Source organism: Luteimonas viscosa (genome assembly GCF_008244685.1).
Taxonomy (GTDB): domain Bacteria; phylum Pseudomonadota; class Gammaproteobacteria; order Xanthomonadales; family Xanthomonadaceae; genus Luteimonas; species Luteimonas viscosa.
Map to the genome: position 1 here is coordinate 2,503,039 of NZ_VTFT01000001.1, position 21,835 is coordinate 2,524,873.

At 69.6% G+C, this 21,835-nt stretch carries 16 protein-coding genes; 6 read left to right on the top strand and 10 right to left on the bottom strand.

All coding sequences use genetic code 11. The features are described from left to right. Positions 1 to 4: 4 nt before the first annotated feature. The 3 genes from cyoC to cyoA form a co-directional block, all read right to left on the bottom strand. Complete coding sequence (gene cyoC, locus FZO89_RS11100; protein WP_149103314.1) at positions 5 to 631, bottom strand: cytochrome o ubiquinol oxidase subunit III; 627 nt, start codon at positions 629 to 631, stop codon at positions 5 to 7. Next, positions 624 to 2,597 (bottom strand): cytochrome o ubiquinol oxidase subunit I, encoded by a 1,974-nt coding sequence (cyoB, locus tag FZO89_RS11105; protein ID WP_222928150.1) that lies wholly within the window; start codon positions 2,595 to 2,597, stop codon positions 624 to 626. Before cyoB ends, cyoC begins: the two co-directional genes overlap by 8 nt. 79 nt (positions 2,598 to 2,676) lie before the next feature. Continuing rightward, complete coding sequence (gene cyoA, locus FZO89_RS11110; RefSeq protein ID WP_149103316.1) at positions 2,677 to 3,747, bottom strand: ubiquinol oxidase subunit II; 1,071 nt, start codon at positions 3,745 to 3,747, stop codon at positions 2,677 to 2,679. A gap of 188 nt (positions 3,748 to 3,935) precedes the next feature. Here cyoA and FZO89_RS11115 point away from each other — a divergent pair, with 188 nt between their 5' ends. The 4 genes from FZO89_RS11115 (at position 3,936) to FZO89_RS11130 (ending at position 8,613) form a co-directional block, all read left to right on the top strand. Continuing rightward, positions 3,936 to 5,249 carry an MFS transporter gene (locus FZO89_RS11115; RefSeq protein ID WP_187471131.1) on the top strand — a complete coding sequence of 438 codons (1,314 nt, stop codon included), beginning with the start codon at positions 3,936 to 3,938 and terminating at the stop codon, positions 5,247 to 5,249. A gap of 101 nt (positions 5,250 to 5,350) precedes the next feature. After that, positions 5,351 to 7,204, top strand: a complete 1,854-nt coding sequence (locus FZO89_RS11120; protein WP_149103318.1) for a DUF294 nucleotidyltransferase-like domain-containing protein — start codon at positions 5,351 to 5,353, stop codon at positions 7,202 to 7,204. Next, complete coding sequence (locus FZO89_RS11125) at positions 7,201 to 7,884, top strand: exonuclease domain-containing protein (protein ID WP_149103319.1); 684 nt, start codon at positions 7,201 to 7,203, stop codon at positions 7,882 to 7,884. Before FZO89_RS11120 ends, FZO89_RS11125 begins: the two co-directional genes overlap by 4 nt. 57 nt (positions 7,885 to 7,941) lie before the next feature. Beyond that, positions 7,942 to 8,613, top strand: a complete 672-nt coding sequence (locus FZO89_RS11130) for an esterase (RefSeq protein ID WP_149103320.1) — start codon at positions 7,942 to 7,944, stop codon at positions 8,611 to 8,613. Between the two features lie 83 nt (positions 8,614 to 8,696). Here the strand turns inward: FZO89_RS11130 and FZO89_RS11135 are convergent, their stop codons facing one another. From FZO89_RS11135 to FZO89_RS11150, 4 genes are all read right to left on the bottom strand, one after another. Continuing rightward, positions 8,697 to 9,056 carry a YggT family protein gene (locus FZO89_RS11135; protein ID WP_149103321.1) on the bottom strand — a complete coding sequence of 120 codons (360 nt, stop codon included), beginning with the start codon at positions 9,054 to 9,056 and terminating at the stop codon, positions 8,697 to 8,699. 114 nt (positions 9,057 to 9,170) lie between these two features. Next, positions 9,171 to 10,991 carry a sodium:solute symporter family protein gene (locus FZO89_RS11140; protein ID WP_149103322.1) on the bottom strand — a complete coding sequence of 607 codons (1,821 nt, stop codon included), beginning with the start codon at positions 10,989 to 10,991 and terminating at the stop codon, positions 9,171 to 9,173. 18 nt (positions 10,992 to 11,009) lie between these two features. After that, complete coding sequence (locus tag FZO89_RS11145; RefSeq protein ID WP_149103323.1) at positions 11,010 to 11,267, bottom strand: DUF4212 domain-containing protein; 258 nt, start codon at positions 11,265 to 11,267, stop codon at positions 11,010 to 11,012. 103 nt (positions 11,268 to 11,370) lie between these two features. Beyond that, complete coding sequence (locus tag FZO89_RS11150) at positions 11,371 to 12,774, bottom strand: DcaP family trimeric outer membrane transporter (protein ID WP_149103324.1); 1,404 nt, start codon at positions 12,772 to 12,774, stop codon at positions 11,371 to 11,373. Between the two features lie 207 nt (positions 12,775 to 12,981). On the opposite strand from FZO89_RS11150, the gene acs reads away from it, so the two are divergent. Beyond that, positions 12,982 to 14,925 carry an acetate--CoA ligase gene (gene acs, locus FZO89_RS11155; RefSeq protein ID WP_149103325.1) on the top strand — a complete coding sequence of 648 codons (1,944 nt, stop codon included), beginning with the start codon at positions 12,982 to 12,984 and terminating at the stop codon, positions 14,923 to 14,925. A gap of 270 nt (positions 14,926 to 15,195) precedes the next feature. Next, positions 15,196 to 15,864, top strand: coding sequence for a response regulator transcription factor (locus FZO89_RS11160; protein WP_149103326.1), 669 nt, complete (start codon positions 15,196 to 15,198; stop codon positions 15,862 to 15,864). A 9-nt stretch (positions 15,865 to 15,873) separates the two neighbouring features. Here FZO89_RS11160 and FZO89_RS11165 read toward each other — a convergent pair whose 3' ends face one another. The 3 genes from FZO89_RS11165 to FZO89_RS11175 form a co-directional block, all read right to left on the bottom strand. Continuing rightward, a complete protein-coding gene (locus FZO89_RS11165; protein ID WP_149103327.1) occupies positions 15,874 to 16,533 on the bottom strand; it encodes a hypothetical protein in 660 nt (219 codons plus the stop codon). Next, positions 16,533 to 18,212: an alkaline phosphatase family protein gene (locus FZO89_RS11170; protein ID WP_149103328.1), complete on the bottom strand. Its 1,680-nt coding sequence runs from the start codon at positions 18,210 to 18,212 to the stop codon at positions 16,533 to 16,535. The genes FZO89_RS11165 and FZO89_RS11170 overlap by 1 nt, the downstream gene beginning before the upstream one ends. A 136-nt stretch (positions 18,213 to 18,348) precedes the next feature. Continuing rightward, positions 18,349 to 21,801: a hybrid sensor histidine kinase/response regulator gene (locus FZO89_RS11175; protein ID WP_149103329.1), complete on the bottom strand. Its 3,453-nt coding sequence runs from the start codon at positions 21,799 to 21,801 to the stop codon at positions 18,349 to 18,351. Positions 21,802 to 21,835 lie beyond the last annotated feature (34 nt).

Genomic DNA, 21,835 nt, shown 5'->3' on the forward strand with positions numbered 1-21,835 from the left:
CTGTTCAAAGCACGCCCATCAGGTAGACGAAGGTGAAGACGCCGATCCAGACGACGTCGAGGAAATGCCAGAACAGCGACAGGCAGGCGATGCGGCGCGTGGTCGTGCGGTTCAGGCCCCAGCGGCCGACCTGCACGCACAGCACCACCAGCCACACCACGCCGAAAAGCACGTGCAGGCCGTGGGTGCCGACCAGGGCGAAGAATGCCGACAGGTACGCGCTGCGCTGCGGCCCGGCGCCGAGGTGGATCAGGTGCTGGAATTCGTACAGCTCGATCCCCAGGAACGCCAGCCCGAGCACGCCGGTCACCGCCAGCCAGCCGATGGTGGCGCGCGCGTTGCGCCGGAGCATCGCGATCATCGCGAAGCCGTAGGTGATCGACGACACCAGCAGCACCGCGGTGTTGACCGCGATCAGCTTCAGGTCGAACAGGTCGCGGCCCGACGGCCCCGCGGCATAGCTCTGCGCGAACACCCCGAAGGTGGCGAACAGGCTGCCGAAGATCATCAGGTCGCTGAGCAGGTAGATCCAGAAGCCCAGCAGGGTGCCGTTCTCCGGATGGTGGCGGCCGGCGGTGTCCAGGAACACCGGGCTGCCGTCGGCATGGGACAGGGCGATGGACTCAGACATGGACGCTGCTCAGCTGCTGCGTGCGCGCGGCCTCGGTCGCGGCCACGGTCTGCGCGGGGATGTGGTAGTCGCGGTCGCGGTCGAAGCTGTGCCGGATCGCGTACACCACGGTCGCCAGCAGCGACACCGCCGCCAGCCACCAGATGTGCCAGATCAGGGCGAAGCCGCAGACCGTGCTCAACGCGGAGAGGATCACGCCGGCGCCGGTGTTGCGCGGCATGTGGATCGACACGAAGCCGCTCTCCGGGCGCTTGAAGCCGCGCCGCTTCATGTCCGCCCAAGCGTCGTTGTCGTGCACCACCGGGGTGAAGGCGAAGTTGTATTCCGGCGGCGGCGAGGAGGTCGACCACTCCAGCGTGCGCCCGTCCCAGGGGTCGCCGGTGACGTCGCGCAGCTGCTCGCGGCGGCGGAAGCTGACCGCGATGCACCACAGGAACGCGGCGATGCCGATCGCCACCAGCACCGCGCCCAGCAGCGCGATCTGGAACCAGATCTGCAGCGAGGGATCGTCGAAGTGGCTCATGCGCCGGGTCACGCCCATCAGGCCGAGCACGTACAGCGGCGTGAACGCGAGCCAGTAGCCGGCCAGCCAGAACCAGAACGAGACCTTGCCCCAGAAATCGTCCAGGCGGAAGCCGAACGCCTTCGGGAACCAGTGCGTCATCGCCGCGAACAGGCCGAACACCACGCCGCCGATGATCACGTTGTGGAAGTGCGCCACCAGGAACAGCGAGTTGTGCAGCACGAAGTCCGCCGGCGGCACTGCCAGCAGCACGCCGGTCATGCCGCCGACCACGAAGGTGACCATGAAGCCCATGGTCCACAGCATCGGCACCTCGAAGCGGATGCGCCCGCGGTACATGGTGAACAGCCAGTTGAAGATCTTCGCGCCCGTGGGGATCGAGATGATCATCGTGGTGATGCCGAAGAACGAGTTGACGCTCGCGCCCGAGCCCATGGTGAAGAAGTGGTGCAGCCACACCAGGTACGACAGCACCGTGATGCAGACCGTCGCGTAGACCATCGAGCTGTAGCCGAACAGGCGCTTGCCGGAGTAGGTCGAGACGATCTCGGAGAACACGCCGAACACCGGCAGGATCAGGATGTAGACCTCCGGGTGGCCCCAGATCCAGATCAGGTTCACGTACAGCATGGCGTTGCCGCCGAGGTCGCTGCCGAAGAAGTTCGTGCCCACGTAGCGGTCGAGCGTCATCAGCGCCAGCACCGCGGTCAGCACCGGGAACGAGACCACGATCAGCACGTTGGTGCACAGCGCGGTCCAGGTGAACACCGGCATCTTCATCAGGCCCATGCCGGGCGCGCGCATCTTGATGATGGTCACCAGCAGGTTCACGCCCGACAGCAATGTGCCCACGCCGGCGATCTGCAGCGCCCAGATGTAGTAGTCCAGCCCCACCCACGGGCTCTGGTTGCCGAGGTTGGACAGCGCCAGCCAGCCGGCGGTGGAGAACTCGCCGAAGAACAGCGACGCCATCACCAGCATCGCGCCGGCGGTGGTCATCCAGAAGCTGAAGTTGTTGAGGAACGGGAACGCCACGTCGCGCGCGCCGATCTGCAGCGGTACGATGTAGTTCATCAGCCCGGTGACCAGCGGCATCGCCACGAAGAAGATCATGATCACGCCGTGGGCGGTGAAGATCTGGTCGTAGTGGTGCGGCGGCAGGTAGCCCATGCTGTCGCCAAAGGCCATCGCCTGGTGCAGGCGCATCATGATCGCGTCGGCGAAGCCGCGCAGCAGCATCACCAGGCCCAGCACCATGTACATGATGCCGATCTTCTTGTGGTCGATGCTGGTGAACCACTCGTTCCACAGCCAGCCCCACAGCCGGTACTTCGTGATCACCGCCAGCAGCCCGAGGCCACCGAGGCAGGTGGCGACGAAGGTCGCGGCGATGATCGGGTCGTGCAGCATCGGGATCGCGTCCCAGGCCATGCGGCCGGTCAGCGGGGACGTCTCGACGGTGGAGGGATCGAAAGCCATCTGGAGAAGGGTCCGGAAGAACGGGGTGTCGGCGACGCGCGGGTCAGGGCGCCTGCAGGCCGCCGGCGATGACGGGGCGGGACGGCGGGACGAGCGCACGCGCCTCTTCGACCGTGCATACGCCGGCGCTGACGAACGGGCCGGCATCGAGACGGCCGCGGCGCGGCATGGCGAGGACGTCGATGCCCTCCAGGCCCAGCCCGCCCATCGCGTCGTAGGCCATCATCTGGTCCATGCACAGCCGGTCGGTGTCGACGCAGCGGTTGACCACCGCGTCGAACAGGTCCGGCGCCACGCTGGCGTACAGGCGCGCGGGTTCGCGCGCGCTGGGCGCTTCCAGCGCGAGGTAACCAGCGCGGTCGAGCGTCGCGCCGCCGGCGCGCGCGGTCTCGATCCACTGCGCGAAGCCGGCGTCGTCGAGCGCGATGAAGTCGAAGCGCATGTGCGAGAAGCCCTCGCCGCTGTAGTGCGAGGAGAAGCCCTTGTACGTCCCGGGCGCGTTCATCACCGCGTGCAGCGTGGTTTCCATCGCCGGCATGGTGTAGACCATGCCTGCCAGCGCCGGCACGTAGAACGCGTTCATCGTGGTCGACGAGGTGAGCCGGAAGCGGATCGGGCGGTCGACCGGGGCGGCCATCTGGTTGAGCGACGCCACGCCGTACTCGGGATAGACGAACAGCCACTTCCAGTCCAGCGACACCACCTGCACTTCCAGCGGCTGCACGCCCTCGGGCACCGGACGGCCGGGCGCGATGCGCTCCAGCGGACGGTGCGGGTCGAGCAGGTGGGTGCTGATCCAGGTCACCGCGCCGAGCGCGATGATGATCAGCAGCGGCACCGCCCAGATCACCAGTTCCAGCTGGGTGGAGTGGTCCCAGTCGGGGGCGTAGGTCGCCTTGCGGTTGGAGGCGCGGTAGCGCCACGCGAAAAGGAAGGTGAGCGCGATCACCGGCACGATCACCAGCAGCATCAGCGCAGTGGCGATCACGATCAGCTGGCCCTGCTGCGCGGCAACGTCGCCCTGGGGCGAGAGCACCACGGTATTGCAGCCGGACAGCAGCGCGACGGCGGCGGGCGGCAGCAGCCGGGGCAGGACGCGTGGGAGGGCGGACATGATGGCTCGAATCGGCGTTTCGCTTGATCCGGATCAATGTAGTGAGCACGCTGTTGGCGGACCATTGGACGTTTTGTCCCATCGATTCGCGCGCCCGTGGCTGCGACACTGTCGCGGCCCCCGGTCCGGCCGGTGGACCGATCCCCGGTGCTTCGCCGGGGCGCCTCGCAAGACGAATGCAGCCGCCGATGTCCGCACATCCCGACGCCATCCATTCCGCCCACGACCATGGCACGCGTGCGCACAAGGACATCGCGCCCGGCGAGATCGCCGTCGGCGTCGTGGTCGGACGCGGTTCGGAATACTTCGACTTCTTCGTCTACGGCATCGCCTCGGCGCTGGTGTTCCCGACGGTGTTCTTCCCGTTCGCCGACCGGCTCACCGGCACCCTGTACGCGTTCGCGATCTTCGCGCTGGCGTTCGTCGCCCGTCCGTTCGGCACGGTGCTGGGCATGTGGCTGCAGCAACGCTGGAACCGCAGCGTCAAGCTCACCGTGGCGCTGTTCCTGCTGGGGACGTCGACCGCGGGCATGGCGTTCCTGCCGGGCCATGGCGCCATCGGCGGCACCGCGATCGTGCTGCTGGCGCTGCTGCGGATCCTGCAGGGCATGGCGCTCGGCGGTTCCTGGGACGGCCTGCCGTCGCTGCTGGCGCTCAATGCGCCGAAGCATCGGCGCGGCTGGTACGCGATGCTGGGACAGCTCGGCGCGCCGGTGGGCTTCATCGTCGCGGCGGCGCTGTTCGCGTTCCTGATCGCGAGCCTGTCGCCCGGGGACTTCTACGCCTGGGGCTGGCGCTATCCGTTCTTCGCCGCGTTCGCGATCAACGTGGTGGCGCTGTTCGCCCGCCTGCGCCTGGTGGTGGCGGACGAATACCAGGACAAGATGGGCCAGCTCGAACTCGAGCCCACGCCGGTGCGCGAACTGTTCCACGGCAAGGGCCGGCACGTGGTCATCGGCGCGTTCGCGGCACTGGCCAGCTACGCCATGTTCCACATCGTGACCATCTTTCCGTTGTCGTGGATCGAGCTGTTCACCGAGGAATCGGTCAGCGCCTTCCTCGTGCTGCAGGTTTTCGGCGGCGTACTGGCGGCGGCGGGCATCGTCGCCTCGGGCGTGATCGCCGACCGCGTCGGCCGTGCCAGGACGCTGGGCGGAACCGCGGTGGCGATCGCGATGTACAGCGGTTTCGCGCCGACCCTGCTCGGTGCCGGCGGCCTCGGCCAGGACGTGTTCGTGCTGCTCGGCTTCCTGCTGCTCGGCCTCTCCTACGGGCAGGCGGCCGGCGCGGTGACCGCGAACTTCGGCACCCGATACCGCTACACGGGCGCCGCGCTGACCGCCGACCTGGCGTGGCTGGTCGGCGCCGCGTTCGCGCCGCTGGTCGCGCTGGGCCTGTGCGCCGAGTTCGGCCTGCCCTATATCGGCCTGTACCTGCTGTCCGGCGCGATCGGCACGCTGGCCGCGCTGGGCGTGAACCGGGCGCTGCGTCTGAAGAGTTGAGGCGGACGACGCGCGCGCAGGCGCGTGCTGGCGATGCGGGGCATCATCGACCTTGGTCGGAGCCCGGCGCAGGACGGCCGTCGCAGGGCTAGTATCCGGGGATGGACAGCCCGCTGGCCGATGTCGAACGCTTCCTGGCGCAGACCCCGCCGTTCGACAGCCTCGAGCCGGCCGCGCTGCGGCGGGCGGCCGCGTCGTTCGAGGCGGTGTACCGGCGCAGCGGCACCGGCATCCTGCGCATCGGCGAACGCAACGACACCCTGTTCCTGATCCGTCGTGGCGCGGTCGAGACCCACGACGGCCAGGGCAACCTGATCGGTCGCTACGGCGAGGGCGAGAGCTTCGGCCTGCAGTCGCTGCTGGGCGGGCGCCCGACCCGCTTCCGCGCGACCCTGATCGAGGACAGCCTGCTGTGGCAGATGCCGAAGGCCGACTTCGACGACCTGCGCGCCGGTTCGCGCGCGTTCGACGATTTCTACATCCGCAGCCTGGAGGAGCGGCTGGTCGGCGCGCTGCAGGAGAGCGCGGCCGGCAAGCAGTCGGCGACGCTGTTCCTCACGCCCCTGTCGGAACTGTCCAGGCGCGCGCCGATCAGCGTCCCGCGCGGCACGCCGGTCGTGGATGCCGCGAAAGTGATGTCGGAGCAAGGCGTGTCGTCGCTGCTGGTGGGCGAAGGCGGCGAGGTCGAGGGCATCCTCACCGACCGCGACCTGCGCAACCGCGTGCTGGCGCGGGGCCGCGATCCGTCCACGCCGGTGCAGGAGGTGATGACGCCCGCGCCCCTGACGCTCGACGCCGACAGCCCGGTGCTGTCGGGCATCGTCGCCATGGCCGGGCGCGGCATCCACCACCTGCCGCTGACACGCGACGGCGTCGTGGTCGGCATGGTGACCACGCGCGACCTGCTCAGCCTGCAGACCCACCATCCGCTGTACATGGCCGCGCAGATCCAGAAGCAGGACACGCGCGAGGGCGTGGTCGAGGTCTGCAGGCGGGTGCCGAAACTGTTCGAGCTGCTGCTGGCCTCGGGCCTGCGCGCCGAAGAGGTACCGAAGGTGATGAGTACGATCACCGATGCGGTGACGCGGCGCCTGGTGCACCTCGCGCAGGCCGGACTCGGGCCTGCGCCGGCGCCGTGGGCGTGGCTGGCGTTCGGCTCGCAGGCGCGCGAAGAGCAGAGCCTCAAGACCGACCAGGACAACGGCATCGTCTACGCCGACGACGCGCCCCCCGATGCCGACGACTACTTCGCAGCGCTGGCGCGCAGCGTCAGCGACGGCCTCGACGCCTGTGGCTACGTCTACTGCCCCGGCGGGATCATGGCCACCACGCCGCAATGGCGGCAGCCGCTGTCGGGCTGGCTGCGCCACTTCGCGCACTGGTCGACCCTGCCCGATCCGGAAGGCGTGCTGCGGGTGAGCATCTTCTTCGACCTGCGCGGCATCGAGGGCGACCAGGCGCTGGTGGCGCGGATCCGCGCGGCGATGGTCGACAGCGCCAGCGGCCGCGGCAAGGCCGTGTTCCTGACCGCACTGGCGCGACAGGCGGTGCAGTACGAGGTGCCGCTGGGATTCTTCCGGCGCTTCGTGCTCGAAAGTCGCGGCGAGCACCGCGAGACGCTCGAGATCAAGGGCGCCGGCCTGCTGCCGCTCACCGACCTGGTGCGGGTGCGCGCGCTGGAAGGGGGCGTGACCGTCGCCTCCACCCGGGAGCGGCTGGCGGCGCTGGTCGCGCGCGGTGTGATGAGCCGGTCCGACGGCGACCGTCTCGACGGTGCCTACCGGTTGCTGTGCGGCCTGCGCGTGCGGCTGCACGCCGAGCTCGCGCGCCGCGGCGAGGCTCCGCACAACCACCTCGACGTGCGCCGCATCAGCCACGCCGAGCGCGCCGCGCTGCGCGACGCCTTCCTCGTGATCCGCGAGGCGCAGGCTGCGCTGGCGCAGGATTTTCCGTGAGCACGTGGGGGGCGTGGCGCCAGGCGTGGGCGCGCCGGCGCTCGCGGCTGCCGGCGCAGGTGGCGGCGCTGGCGCGACCGCTGCCCGCGCGCGGCACCCGGTTCGAGGCGCTGGAGATCGTGGTCCTCGATTTCGAGACCACCGGCCTGGACCCGGCGCGCGACCAGATCCTGTCCGCCGGCTGGGTGCCGATCGAACGCGGGCGCCTGCGCATGGGCGGCGCGCGCGAGGTCCGCGTGCGGCCGCGCGGCACCGCGGGAGTCGGCCAGAGCGCGACCATCCACGGCCTGTTCGACAGCGACCTGGCGCAGGCCACCGACGAGGCCGGCCTGCTGGCGGAACTGCTGCCGGCACTGGCGGGGCGTGCGATCGCGGCGCACGCCGCATCGATCGAGCGCGGCTTCCTGCGGGCGCTGCTGCGGCGCCACGGCGGCGTGGCCCTGCCGAATCCCTTCATCGACACGCTGGCGCTCGAGCGCATGCTGCTGGAGGGTGCCGGCGAACGCATCGACGAATACGGCGGTGCGCTCATGCTGGGGTCCGCACGCCAGCGCCGTGGCCTCGGGACGCACGCGCAGCATTCCGCGGTCGCGGATGCGCTGGCCTGCGCCGAACTGCTGCTGGCCCAGGTGGAGCATCTGGGCGGTGCCGCGCGGGTGCGCCTGCGCGACCTCGACTAGCGTGCCGGAGTAGGTCAAAGTCCGCATATCGATGACGGTGACGGGTGCGCGCGCAGGATGATCCAGGACCAGGAACGCGGCGACGGATCGCATTCGCGCCTTGCGGGTTTCCTCGCGATGGTGCGCGACTATCTCGGAATCGGCGGCCGCGTCCGTCGCGAGCCGCTGCGCGACGCGGAGGCCTTGCGCGCGTTCCTGTCCTCGCGCGCGAGTTTCATCGCCCAGACCAGCCTGTACGGCTACCTGCGCACCCGCGCCGGGCAGCGCTATCCGGAGCTGTTCGAGAACGACGGTTTCGTGGAACTGCTCAATGCCGCCAAGTGGCACATGTGGCTGGCCTGCCTGTCCGACGTCACCGTCTATGCCGGTGGCCTGCTGGCGCGCGGCGGGATGCCGGAAGAGCGGGTCGGCATGCTGATGCGGCGCCTGCTCGACGCCACCCTCGACGGGACCGGCGTGCCGCAGGAGGCCGACGCGGGATTCCCCGAACACGCGGCGCGGGTACGCGCCCGCATCGCCCTGACCCCCTGGACCAGCATCGGCGACGATGAAGGCTGCTTCCACGAAAGCCCGTCGGCCCTGGTGCGGCACGCGCCGATCATCGAGAACCTGATGCGGCTGGACGAGCAGATCGTGCGCAATTCGGTGAGCTTCCACTGGCAGGAAGTGCGGCGCGACCTGCGCGAGTTGCTCGACGTGGGGTCGGTAGCGCGGTCCTTCGTGGAGTAAGTGCCTGCGGCCCGCGTGCCGTGCGGGCCTGATCGGCCGACCACGCGGCGGCAGTCGTTACCGCGGTCGATCGTTCGACCGCCTCAGCCGCCCAGCAGCTTCTGCGTGATCCAGTACAGCCCCTGCGCGATCTGGCCTTCCAGCGGGAACGACAGCATCCCGACCACCGAATAGCCCAGGATCCAGGGCATGACGTAGAAGCGGGCCAGGAAGAAGAACCAGGCCACGTACAGCGGCACCATCGCCTGCACCAGGAAGCCGGGGGTGATCGGCTCGAACAGCTTGAGCAGCGGGTCGGTGACCCGGACGAAGAAGCGGCTGAAGAAGAACTTGCTCTCCTCGGGCAGGAACAGGCGCATGCCGAAGCGTCCGATCAGGGTCCACATCACCACGCCCAGCAGGTAGTCGATCACGACTGCGTACAGCGGTACTCCGGTCACCATGCGTTGTCGCGGCTCCTCGCCCAGGCCTTGCCGGCCATGCTCTCACAATCAAAAGGATGCCGGGGGAGTCGCCTCGCCCCGGCATCCGGTTTCCGACCCTGCTGCGTCGTCAGGTCAGTGGTGGCTCACCAGCGACTCGCCGCGCGGCACGCGCACCGCGTCGACCATGCGCTGGGTTTCCTCGTCGGGCGCCGGCGTCAGCAGCGACACCGTGACCATCGCGATGAAGCTGGCGACCACGCCGACCACGCCGAAGCGCAGGTGGTCGAGCCCGAGCCACGGCGTCATGCCGTTGCGCACCGCGAGCAGGTAGCCCCAGCCGCAGACCAGGCCGACCACCATGCCGGCGACCGCGCCGGGGCGGTTGGCACGTTTCCACCACACGCCCAGCACCAGCGGCGCGAACAGGCCCGACATCGCGAAGCAGAAGGCCCAGGCCACCGCGCCGAGGATGCCTTCGAGCCGCATCGACGCCACCGCCGCACCGGCCGCACCGATCACCAGCAGCAGCACGCGGGCGGTCAGCAGGCGCTTCCGGGTCTCGGCCTTCGGGTCGATGATCTTGTAGTACAGGTCATGCGACAGGGTGTTGGCCATGGCCAGCAGCAGGCCGTCGGCGGTCGACAGTGCGGCTGCCAGGCCGCCGGCCGCCACCAGGCCCGAGATCACGTACGGCAGGCCGGCGAATTCCGGCGTGGCCAGCACGATGATGTCGGGGTTGAGGAAGAACTCGTTGACCTGCAGCAGGCCGTCGCCGTTGGAATCGCGGATCGCCACCAGGCCGATCTCGCCCCAGTTGCGCACCCAGCTCAGGGCCTCGACGTCGGCGATCGCCTTGCCGAAGATCGAGCTGGCCAGGTTCGGGTCGAACAGCGACAGCTTGCTCAGCGTGGCCAGTGCCGGCGCCGAGAAGTACAGCAGGAAGATGAAGAACAGCGACCAGGCCACCGAGCTGCGCGCGGCCTTGACCGACGGCGTGGTGAAGTAGCGCATCAGGATGTGAGGCAGCGACGCGGTGCCGACCATCATGCAGAACGCCAGGGTCACGAACTGCCACGCGGCCAGGGCCCCGTCCGCCGGCGAGGCGTGCAGGGTGGTCAGGGCGGAGAGGCCGGCCACGGTATCCACCGGGGCGGTGCCGACGCCGAGCAGCGGTTCCAGCTCCTGGATGCGTTCGATCGCCGGGCCGTACTGGAACTGCGGCAGCCAGCCGAAGCCCTGCGCGCCGGACATCCACACGATCGGCAGGATGTAGGCCACGATCAGCACGATGTACTGCGCCACCTGGGTCCAGGTCACCGCGCGCATGCCGCCGAGCATCGAGCACACCAGGATGCCGACCAGGCCCAGCCAGCAGGCCCACTCGTACGGGATCAGGAACGCACGTGCGGCGATGGTGCCGGTGGCCGTGATCTGCGCGGTGACGTAGGTGAACGAGGCCACCATCAGCACCACGATCGCGCAGAAGCGGGTCAGCTTGCCGCCGTAGCGGGTACCGATGAAGTCCGGCACGGTGTAGCAGCCGAACTTGCGCAGGTACGGCGCCATCAGCGTGGCCACCAGGATGTAGCCGCCGGTCCAGCCGACCACGAAGGCCAGGTAGGGATAGCCGGACATGAAGATGCCGCCGGCCATCGCCACGAACGAGGCGCCCGACATCCAGTCCGCCGCCGTCGCCATGCCGTTGAACACCGGCGGAACGCTACGGCCGGCGAGGTAGTACGCGTCGGCGGCTGCCGTTCGCGAGATGACGCCGATGAACGCGTAGATGCCGATGGTGAAGGCGACGAAGCTCAGGCCGATCGCGCGCGCGCTCATCCCGAACTGTTCCAGCACCGCCATCAACGCGAAGAACGCAAGGAACCCGCCGGTGTAGATCGCGTAGATCTTCGGCAGGCTTTGGGTGAAGGACTTGCCTTCGAATTGCAATGCCATGACGTATCCCCTCGGTTGTCAGACTTCGTCTTCTTCGTGGACGCCGTACTTGACGTCGATGGCGTGCTGCTGCCTGCTGAACAGGAACAGCTGGATCACGAACACGGCCAGCGATCCCTGCGCGGCCATGTAGTAGCCCAGCGGCCAGCCGAGGAAGCGGATGTTGTTGATGTCGTGGGCGAACCAGTGGATCAGGAATGCGAAGACGAACCAGACGACGAGGTGCGTGATCGTCAGGTTGCGGGTCTTGTGCCAGTGTTCGGTGTCTGCACTCATGGTTGAAATGCCTCCGTGGATCTTCAGGTGACGAACGCCGGGTATTCCCCTGTCGGAACCGACGGGACCGCCGCGTGTGGCGACGGCCCCGCGCGGACGGTGACTAGAAGGAATACTTGACTGTGGTCTGGATGCGCTTCAGGTCGCCCTCGCGGTCGTCCTTGAGCGAGCGCTGGCCCCAGCTGATCTCGGCGCCGACGTCCAGCTTCGGGAACGGCGAATAGATCACGTTGGCGTGGAACGACTGCGCGCGTTCGACCGCGGCCCAGCTGCCCGGCCCCCATCCTGCGAGTCCCCGGTCGTTGTCGAACTCGGCCATCGAGAACATCAGGTTGGTGCGCAGCTGCGGGGTAAAGGCATGGCGCCACGCCACGAAGCCGCCGGCGCCGTTCTGCGAGTGCAGTTCGCCGTTGGCGTCGAGCACGGCGTCGGCGCCCAGGCCGAAGGCCATGTAGCGGCCGATGCCCGCGCCGTAGTTCGCCATCCAGCGGATGTCGTCGCTGGCGCCGAGGTTGAACTTGCCCGACAGGCTGACCGCGGCCCCGCTGGTGCTCTCGTTGCCGGACTTGAGCTGGCGCACCAGGCCGGCGACGCTGAAGTGGCCCCAGTCGCCCTTGGTCACGTAGCGGGCGGTGATGTCGGGCATCAGGTTGCTGCCGCCGGCATTGTTGCGCGCGGCGGTGGCGACGCTGCTGACGGTGGTGAGCGGGTTCTCCAGCGCGACCGAGAACGGACCCTTGGTGTAGCGGATCTGCGCCTGGCGGACGAAGGTGGTGCCCTCGGTGACGCCGACGAAGTCCACCGCCTCGGGCAGCGCGGCCACGTCCTGGAAGTTCGACCAGGTCTGGCCGGCCAGCCAGTTGTTCCAGGTCACGAACGCGTGGCGCAGCGTGACGCCGTGGGTGTTGGTCGCGACCTCGTTGCCCAGGTTGGCGCTGCCGCCGCCGAACATGTCGGCCTCGATGAAGCCGCGGAACTTGTCGCCGCCCTCGCTGGTGAAGTCGGCGGCCAGCCAGAAGCGCGAGAACGCGGCATGCACGTCGGTGTACGGGTCGGTGTCCGGCTCGGCGCCGTTGGCGACCACCGGGATGGTGGCCGGCACGTAGAACAGCCGCCCGGCCGAACCATCGCCGATCGCACCGTCGCTGGTGTCGGTGGTCATCGCGTCGAGCTTGATGAAGCCGCCGTAGGAGAACACGCTGCCGGGCGTGGCCCCGGTCAGGATCGGCGAGCCCTGGATGCGGGGCTTGCCGTCGGCCGGCGCCCCCTGCGCCACCCGCACCTCGTCGAGCTGGGTCTTGGTGGCCGCGACCGTGGCCTGGGTCTCGGCGACCGAGGCCTGGGTCTGCTGCTGCGACTGCAGCAACGCCTGCACCTGCGCTTCGAGCTGGGCGATGCGCGCCTCCAGCTCCCGTTCCTTCGCGGTCTGCCCGAACGCCATCCCCGGCGCCATCAGGGCCACCATCATCGCAACCGCCAGCGGTCGCATCGGCCTGTGTCTTGTCATGAAGTTCCCCTCCCAGAGACGTGTGTGTACGCACTAGCACGGCGAGGCTGCGCGCCGGGGGCGACCATGCCTATTCGTCTTTGGTAGGGGGCGGCCCTGCGTGCGACCAAAGTCCAAGGACGATGCTGCGTTGCAGCATGCATGGATGCGTCACACTTGCACGCACATCCAGGATCGAACGCCGGAAGCAAGCCTCGGGAGGGCGACATGAGCGACATCTACCCCGTCAAGCCGGATTTCGCCGCGCACGCGCGCATCGACAGGGCGAGCTACGGACGCGACTACCAGGCCTCGGTACGCGATCCCGACGCGTTCTGGGGCAAGGCCGCGCAGCGCCTGGACTGGTACCGCGCGCCCACGCGGGTGCGCGACGTCAGCTTCGCCGTGGAGGACTTCCGCATCCGCTGGTTCGACGACGGCGAGCTCAACGCCAGCGTCAACTGCCTCGACCGCCAGCTGGGCAAGCGCGGCGACAAGACCGCGCTGTTGTGGGAGGCCGACGATCCGGGCACGGCATCGAAGCACGTGACCTACCGCGAGCTGCACGAACGCGTGTGCCGGCTCGGCAACGCCCTGCGCGCGCTGGGCGTGCAGAAGGGCGACCGGGTCACCATCTACCTGCCGATGATCGTCGAGGCGGCGGTGGCGATGCTGGCGTGCGCGCGCATCGGCGCGGTGCATTCGGTGGTGTTCGGCGGCTTCGCGCCCAATTCCATCGCCGACCGCGTCGGCGATTGCGGTTCCAAGCTGATCATCACCGCCGACGAAGGCCTGCGCGGCGGGCGCAAGGTACCGCTCAAGGCGAACGTGGATGCGGCGCTGAAGCTGCCCGGCACCAGCACCGTCGAGACCGTGCTGGTGGTGCGCCACACCGGCGCCGCGGTCGACATGCAGATGCCGCGCGACCGCTGGTACGACGCCGTGGTCGATGCGCAGCCGGCCGAATGCGAACCCGAGCGCATGAACGCCGAAGACCCGCTGTTCATCCTCTACACCTCCGGCTCCACCGGCAAGCCCAAGGGCGTGCTGCACACCACGGCCGGCTACCTGCTGTTCGCCAGCTACACCCACGAGGCGGTGTTCGACCTGCGCGAGGACGACGTCTACTGGTGCACCGCCGATGTCGGCTGGGTCACCGGCCACAGCTATATCGTCTACGGCCCGCTGGCCAATGGCGCCACCTCGCTGATGTTCGAGGGCGTGCCCAATTACCCGGATTACTCGCGTTTCTGGCAGGTGATCGACAAGCACAAGGTGACGATCTTCTATACCGCCCCGACCGCGATCCGCGCGCTGATGCGCGAGGGCGAGGCGCCGGTGAAGGCGACATCGCGCGCGTCCCTGCGCCTGCTCGGCAGCGTCGGCGAGCCGATCAACCCCGAGGCCTGGCGCTGGTACTACGACGTGGTCGGCGACGGTCGCTGCCCGATCGTGGACACCTGGTGGCAGACCGAGACCGGCGGCATCCTGATCTCGCCGCTGCCCGGCGCGGTCGACCTCAAGCCCGGCTCCGCGACGCTGCCGTTCTACGGCGTGCAGCCGGCCCTGGTCGACGCCAACGGCCAGGTGCTCGAGGGCGCGACCGAGGGCAACCTGGTGCTGCTCGATTCCTGGCCGGGGCAGATGCGCACCGTCTACGGCGACCACCAGCGCTTCATCGACACCTATTTCAAGGCCTATCCCGGCATGTACTTCACCGGCGACGGCTGCCGCCGCGACGAGGACGGCTACTACTGGATCACCGGCCGCGTCGACGACGTGATCAACGTCTCCGGGCATCGCATCGGTACCGCCGAGGTGGAGAGCGCGCTGGTCTCGCATCCGAAGGTGGCGGAAGCCGCCGTCGTCGGTTTCCCGCACGACATCAAGGGCCAGGGCATCTATGCCTACGTCACGCTGGTGGCGGACGAGGTGGAAAGCGACGAACTGCTCAAGGAGCTGGTGGCGCACGTGCGCAAGGAGATCGGTCCGATCGCGTCACCGGACTTCCTGCAGTGGGCGCCGGGCCTGCCGAAGACGCGCTCGGGCAAGATCATGCGCCGGATCCTGCGCAAGATCGCCGAGAACGCACCCGACCAGCTCGGCGACACCAGCACCCTTGCCGATCCTTCCGTGGTCGATTCTCTGGTGAAGAACCGGCACGGGGCGTGACCCGGTTGCTCGGGTCTGCAGGCAATGGCGAGCGGAGGTGGAAGCTGTCATCCCGAGCGAAGCGAGGGATCTCCTGTCGGCTGCAGGGACGAAGCAGATCCCTCGCTTTGCTCGGGATGGCAAGAATGAGTGTTTCGATCCGGTGAATTCTCCGGCTCCATTGAAGGCTTCGACGCCAGTGAACGCCCGGACCCATCGCGTCATAGAAGCGTCGCGCCAGCGCCCCTGCAGGCGCAGTTGCCAGTTCCGCAGGAGGCGGGGCCCCAACGCATGACTACCATTCTCGTAGCCGACGACCACCCCCTGTTCCGCGAGGCCCTGCGTGGCGCGGTGGTGCGGGTGATCCCGCACGCGCAACTGCACGAGGCCGAGAACGCGCAGGGCCTGTACGCGATGGCCGACGCCCATCCCGACGCCGACCTGCTGCTGCTCGACCTCAACATGCCCGGCACCCAGGGCTTCAGCGCACTGGTGCACCTGCGCGGGCTGCATCCGCAACTGCCGGTGGTGATGGTCTCCGCGCGCGAGGAGCCCGCGGTGATCCGGCGTGCCCTCGACCACGGCGCGATGGGTTTCATCCCCAAGTCCTCGAACGCCGAGGCGCTCGGCATCGCGCTGCGCCACGTGCTCGACGGCGACCGCTGGGTGCCGGAGATCGCCGGTGGCGCGCCGGATACCCCGCCCGACGAACACGAGGTCGCCGCGCGCGTGCGCGAACTCACGCCGCAGCAGTTCCGGGTGCTGCAGATGCTCGGATCGGGCAAGCTCAACAAGCAGATCGGCTACGAGCTGGGCGTGTCCGAGGCCACGATCAAGGCGCACATGAGCGCGATCCTGCGCAAGCTCGGGGCCAGCAACCGCACCCAGGCCGTGCTGCTGGCGGGAAAGCTGGCGATCGATCCCGACGCCGCGGTCCCGGTGGACGAAGAGCGCGGCTGACGCGACGATTCAGTGCGCGTGCCGCGACGCCCCGGCACGCGCCAGATACTCGCGCGCGAAGGGATCCAGCGCCATGTCACCCAGATCGGCGCGGTCGTAGCTGCGCAGGCCGGACGTGGCGGTGAAGTTCTCGCCGGCGTCCACGCGCCGCAGCGAACGCAGGGTCAGCTGATAGCGGTCGTGCCCCTCGCCGATCCGGCCGCTCGCCGGCAGGCCGATCCCATCGAGCCATTCCAGGACGATCTTGCGCCCCTGCGCGTCGTGCCCCGCCAGGCGTGTCCCCGGCTGCGCGAACCGCTCCAGCCTCCCCGCCGGCTTGAGGCCTTCGCGCAGCGATGCGGGGACGATCCCCGTCAGCGTGGCCCAGGCGGGCTCCTCGCCGAGGGTCCGCAGCTCGCCCGGCGACGCCACCACGGCCGCGCGGCTGGCCGGAAAAAACTCGATCCGTTCGATCCCGTCCTCGCGCAGGCGCCATTGCCGGTGCATCGCCGGGTCGCCCTCGCGGTACTCGACGCGCCGCTCGTCGCGGACCACGGTCAGGGCATGGCGTCCATCGCGGTCGCGTATCTCGTATTCGGCCTGCCACGCCTCGCCGGCCAGGGAAGGACCGGCGAGGAGGAGGGACTGCAGCAGCAGCGCCGAGACGGCCGCGTGGTGCAGGGCGCGCATCACCTGTTCGTCGAGAGCGGCTTGCGCTGCGCCATGCCGGCGCGCAGGTCGGCTGCCATCAGCGGCGGCTGGATCGGCTTGCGACCGCCCGCCCGCGCGCCGATGCCGGAAGTTCCGCAGCCGCCGAACAGGGCGCACAGGAAATCGTTGATGTTCTTCTGCGATTGCGCCATCACGTGGAAGATCACGTTCTGCTCGACCACGCCCGCGAACGCATGCGCGCCCGGGCCGCTGGCGTAGATGCCGACGTCCTCGGCGGAATGGGTCTCGCTGCCCAGCGGCACCGTCGCCTCCTGGAGGAAATCCGGATCGGTGGTGTCGACCGTGGTCAGGTCGGGACGTGCGCCATCGCCGCGGTAGCCGGGGCCGTTGGCGTAGCCGACCGTGGTGTAGGGCTTGCCGTCGCCGGCGAGCGCCAGCTGCCCTCCGCTGACGACGTTGCCCAGGATGTCGTTCCCGCGATCGGGATAGCCGGCGATGGTGAACGCGTGGCTGTGGTCGGCGGTGACGACGATCAGGGTGTCCTCCTCGGACGTCAGGGCGCGCGCCACGCGCACGGCGTCCGACAGCGCGATGGTGTCCGACAGCGCGCGGCTGGCGTTGCCGGCATGGTGGGCGTGGTCGATCCGGCCGGCCTCGACCATCAGGAAGAACCCCTTGTCGCCGGCATTGGCCTGCAGGATCTCCACCGCCTTGCGGGTCATCGCCGCGAGCACGGGTTCCTTGCCTGCATCGGTGGGGCGGTCGTACTCGTACTCCATGTGCGAGCGTTCGAACAGGCCGAGCAGCTTGCGGGTGGCGCCGGGTTCGATCGCGTTGAACTGCGCGCGGTTCCAGACGTAGGACGCGCCCGGGCGCGAGGCGAACTCCTGGGCGAGGTTGCGGCCGTCCTTGCGCCGGCCCCTGGCGCCGGCGTCCTCGGGATCGGCGACGGTCTCGGGCAGGAAGTAGCTGCGGCCACCGCCGAGCACCACGTCGATGCCGTCGCCGTACGGGAATTCCACCAGCTGCCGGGCGATGTCCTTGCAGCCGTTGCGCTTCGCCTCGTCGGTCAGCTCCGCGTCGCTTTCCCAGTCGCGGTTGGGCGTATGCGCGTAGGCGGCGGCGGGCGTCGCATGGGTGATGCGCGCGGTACTGACCACGCCGGTGGCCAGGCCCAGCGCCTCGGCGATGCCGAGGATGCTGGCGACCTCCTGGCCCCTGGACGAGGCGCAGTCGTTGTGGCGGGCATACTGGGTCACGCCGATCACGCCCTGGTTGGTCTTGATCCCGGCGACCATGGCGGTGGCGGTGGGCGCCGAATCCGGGGTCTGACCGTCGACCGAATAGGTCTTGGACAATGCGAGATACGGCATGCGCTCGAAACTCAGGCGGTTCTCCTCGCCGGGGCGGTCGTCGAGCTGGCCTTCGAGGATGCGCGCGGCGGAGACGGTCGAGACGCCCATGCCGTCGCCGACGAACAGGATCACGTTCCGGGCCTTGTTCCGGTCCGTTGCCCGGGCCCCTGCGTCGCGTGCCGTCCTGGCGCCCTGGTTGTACCAGCGCTGCGGGGTTTCTTCCCTGGGTGTATCGACCTTCATGCCCTTGCGGATCGGATGCACGGTATCCGCGGACAGGACCGGGGCTGCGAGCAAGGCCACGGCCAATGCCGTGGACAACGCGGTGGGGAGGGGACGCATGGGAACTCCGGGCTGGGTCGGGGGAGACCAGACGCTATCGCCCGTGGATGTCAGCGCGGTGTCCCGCCGGTGACGGACCGGTCTCAGTCCGGTGACAACGCGACCGGCACGCGCGCGTGCGCGCGCCTTCGCCTGGTCAGAGCGCCGCGATCCCGGCCGGCGATCGCTGCGCGGTGAGGAAGGCGCGCAGCGAAGCAGGCTTCACCGGCTTGGTCAGGACCCGGTAGCCGCGTTCGCGCGCGGCCTGCTTGAGCGGGTCGCTGCCGTCGGCGGTGAGCAGCGCACCGGGCACCGTGTGGCCCGCCGCCGCGCGCAAGGCATCGAGCGTGTCGAGCCCGTCGAGGCGGTCGTGCAGGTGGTAATCGACCAGCAGCACGTTGGGCCGCTCCGACAGCCGTGCGAGCGCCTCGTCGACCGTGGTGGCGAGCACCGTGCGCACGCCCCAGCGCGACAGCAGCGCCTGCATGCCGGCGAGGATGTCGCGATCGTTGTCCACGCACAGCACCGTCAGGCCGTGCAGGGACTGGTCGATGTCGACCCGCGGGCTTTCGGCGCGGCGCTCCTCGATCGCCTGGCCGAGCGGTACCACGATCGAGAACATGCTGCCGTGGCCGACCACCGAGCGCGCGTCGAGCGCGTGGTCGAGCAGGCGCGAGATCCGCTGGCAGATCGACAGGCCCAGGCCGAGTCCGCGCCCGTCCCAGTCGAAGGGCTGCTCGTAGCGGTGGAACTCGTCGTAGATCTGGCGCATGTGGTGTTCGGGGATGCCGGGCCCGCTGTCCCATACCTGCAGGGCGACGTGGTCGCCGCGGCGGCGCGCGGCCAGCACCACGCGCCCGCGCGGCGTGTAGCGCAACGCGTTGGCGATGAAGTTCTGCAGCACCCGGCGCAGCAGGCGGCGGTCGCTGCGCACCGGCAGCGCCGGCGCGTGCACGCGGATGTTGATCGTGCGCGCGGCGGCCATCGGCGCGTACTGCGCGGCCAGTTCGCGCAGCATCGCGCCGGCGTCGAAATCCGAGATCTCGGGCTTGAGCTTGCCCGCGTCCAGGCGCGAGACGTCGAGCAGGCCGTCGAGCAGTTCCTCGGCCGCACGCAGCGCGGCGTCGACGCGCTCGGCCAGGTGCGCCTGCTCCTGCGGTTCGCTGCTCTCGCGCAGGGCCGAGGTGAACAGGCGCGCGGCGTTGAGCGGTTGCAGCACGTCGTGGCTGATCGCGGTCAGGAAGCGCGAGCGCGTCTCCTGTGCGATCTCGGCCTCGCGCGTGCGCTCGGCGACGCGCTGCTCGAGGTGCTCGTTGATCTCGCGAAGCTCGCGCTCGGCGCGCTTGTAGTCGGTGACGTCGCTGTAGCTGGTGGCGTAGCCGCCGCCGGGCAGCGGTTGACCGCGCAGTTCCAGCACCTGGCCGTTGCCGCGCACGCGCTCGCTGACATGCGCCGAGCCGGCGCGCATGTAGGCGATGCGCTTCTCGACCTCGGTGTCGACTTCCTCGGGCCCGAGCGGGCCGAGTTCGCCGCGTTCGGCGTTGTACCGGATCAGGTCCGCGACCGGGCGGCCGACGTAGAGCATGCCGTCCGGATAGCCGAACAGCCGCTGGTAGCGCCGGTTCCACGCGACCAGGCACATGTCGCTGTCGACCACGCTCACGCCCTGGTCGATGTTCTCCAGGGTGTTGGAGAGGATCTCGCGGTTGAAGCGCAGCTCCTGGCCGGCTTCGTCGAGCACCGCCACCACCTCGCCCACTTCCATCCCCGAACCCTTGAGCACGCTGGTCAGCACCAGCCGCGCCGATGCCGCGCCGACCGCGGCCGCGAGCAGGCGTTCGGTGAACTGCACCCAGTTGCGGTCGGCACGCGCCTGCGTCTGCAGCTCCGCGCCCAGTTCGCGTGCGTGCTGCTCGAACGCGCGCTGGGCGGTGCGCTCGCCGACGATGCGGCTGGCCAGCGTGAGCAGGTCGCCGATCGCGACGTTGCCCTTCCACTCGCCCGCGGCGAGCGCACTGCGCTCGGCATAGGGGTCGAGGAACGGCGCCGCGCGCAGGCGTTCGTCCAGGTTCGGCCGCCAGCGCGCCGAGACCAGCAGCAGCGCGCCGATGTTGGCCAGCAGCGACCAGAACGTGCCGTGGGTCAGCGGGTCCCACCCCCAGAGACCGAACAGTTGCCGCGGGCGCAGCCAGTGGATGCCGAACGGGCCATCGCGGACCCAGGCGGGATCGAACCAGCCGGCGTCGGTCAGGGTCGGCAACAGCAGCGTGTAGATCCACACGCCGAAGCCCATCAGCAGGCCGACCTCGGCGCCGCGGCGGCTCGCCCCGTGCCAGTACAGCCCGCCGACCAGCGCCGGCGCGAACTGCGCGACCGCGGCGAAGGACATCAGTCCGAACGAGGCCAGCGACGCGTCGCTGCCGCTGGCGCGGTAGTAGCCCCAGGCCAGTCCGGCGATGCCGACGATCGCGACCCGCCGGATCCACAGCACGGTCGAGGCGACGTCGCCGCCGCCGCGGTTGGCCCAGCCGCGGCGCAGCAGCAGCGGCATCACCAGGTCGTTGCTGACCATGGTCGCGAGCGCGACGCTGGCCACGATCACCATGCCGGTGGCCGCGGAAAAGCCGCCGACGTAGGCCAGCAGCGCCAGCATGTCGCGCTGTTCGGCCAGCGGCAGTGCCAGCACGAAGCTGTCGGGCGCCACGCCCGAGCCCTGGCCGAACAGGGCCATGCCGGCGCTGGCGATCGGCACCACCATCAGGGTGACGATGACCAGGTAGGCGCCGAACAGCCAGCGCGCGCGACGGATGTCGTCGACGTTGCCGCATTCCACGATCGCCACGTGGAACTGGCGCGGCAGGCAGAAGATCGCCACGAACGCCAGCAGGGTCTGCGCGACGAAGCCCACCGGCGGTCCCACGTCCACCAGCGCGCGGGTCGCGGCGACGTAGTCGAGGTCGCGTGCGCCCAGCCAGCTCGACGCGAACAGTCCGACCGCGACCAGCGCCACCAGTTTCACAAGCGACTCCAGCGCGACCGCCAGCATCATGCCCGGGCGATGCTCGGTGGCGTCGACCTGGCGGGTGCCGAACAGGATCGCGAACAGCGCCATCAGCGCGGCCACGTACAGCGCCGGGTCGCCGAGCGCAGGCCCGCCCGGATCCTGCCCGCCGAGCACGCCGAGGCTGATCGCCACCGCCTTGTACTGCAGCGCCAGGTAGGGCACTGCCGCGATCAGCGCGATCGTCGCCACCAGCGCCGCCAGCGGCTGCGAGCGCCCGTAGCGCGAGGCGATGAAATCGGCGATCGAGACCGTGTTCTGGGTCTGCGCGACGCGCGCCATGCGTTCGAGGATGCGCCAGCCGAACAGCAGCAGCAGCAGCGGGCCGAGGTAGATCGGCAGGTAGCCGATGCCCGAGCGCACCGCGGTGCCGACCGCGCCGTAGAACGTCCACGACGAGCAGTACACCGCCAGCGCCAGGCTGTAGACCATCGGCCGCAGCCAGGGCCGCTGCGGGTACAGCGGATAGCGGTCGCCGACCCACGCCACCGCGAACAGCAGCGCGGCGTAGCCGACCGACACCAGCAGCAGGACCCATCCCGGCAGCAAGCCAAGTCCCCCCCGGACAAGACGTGCCGAGTGT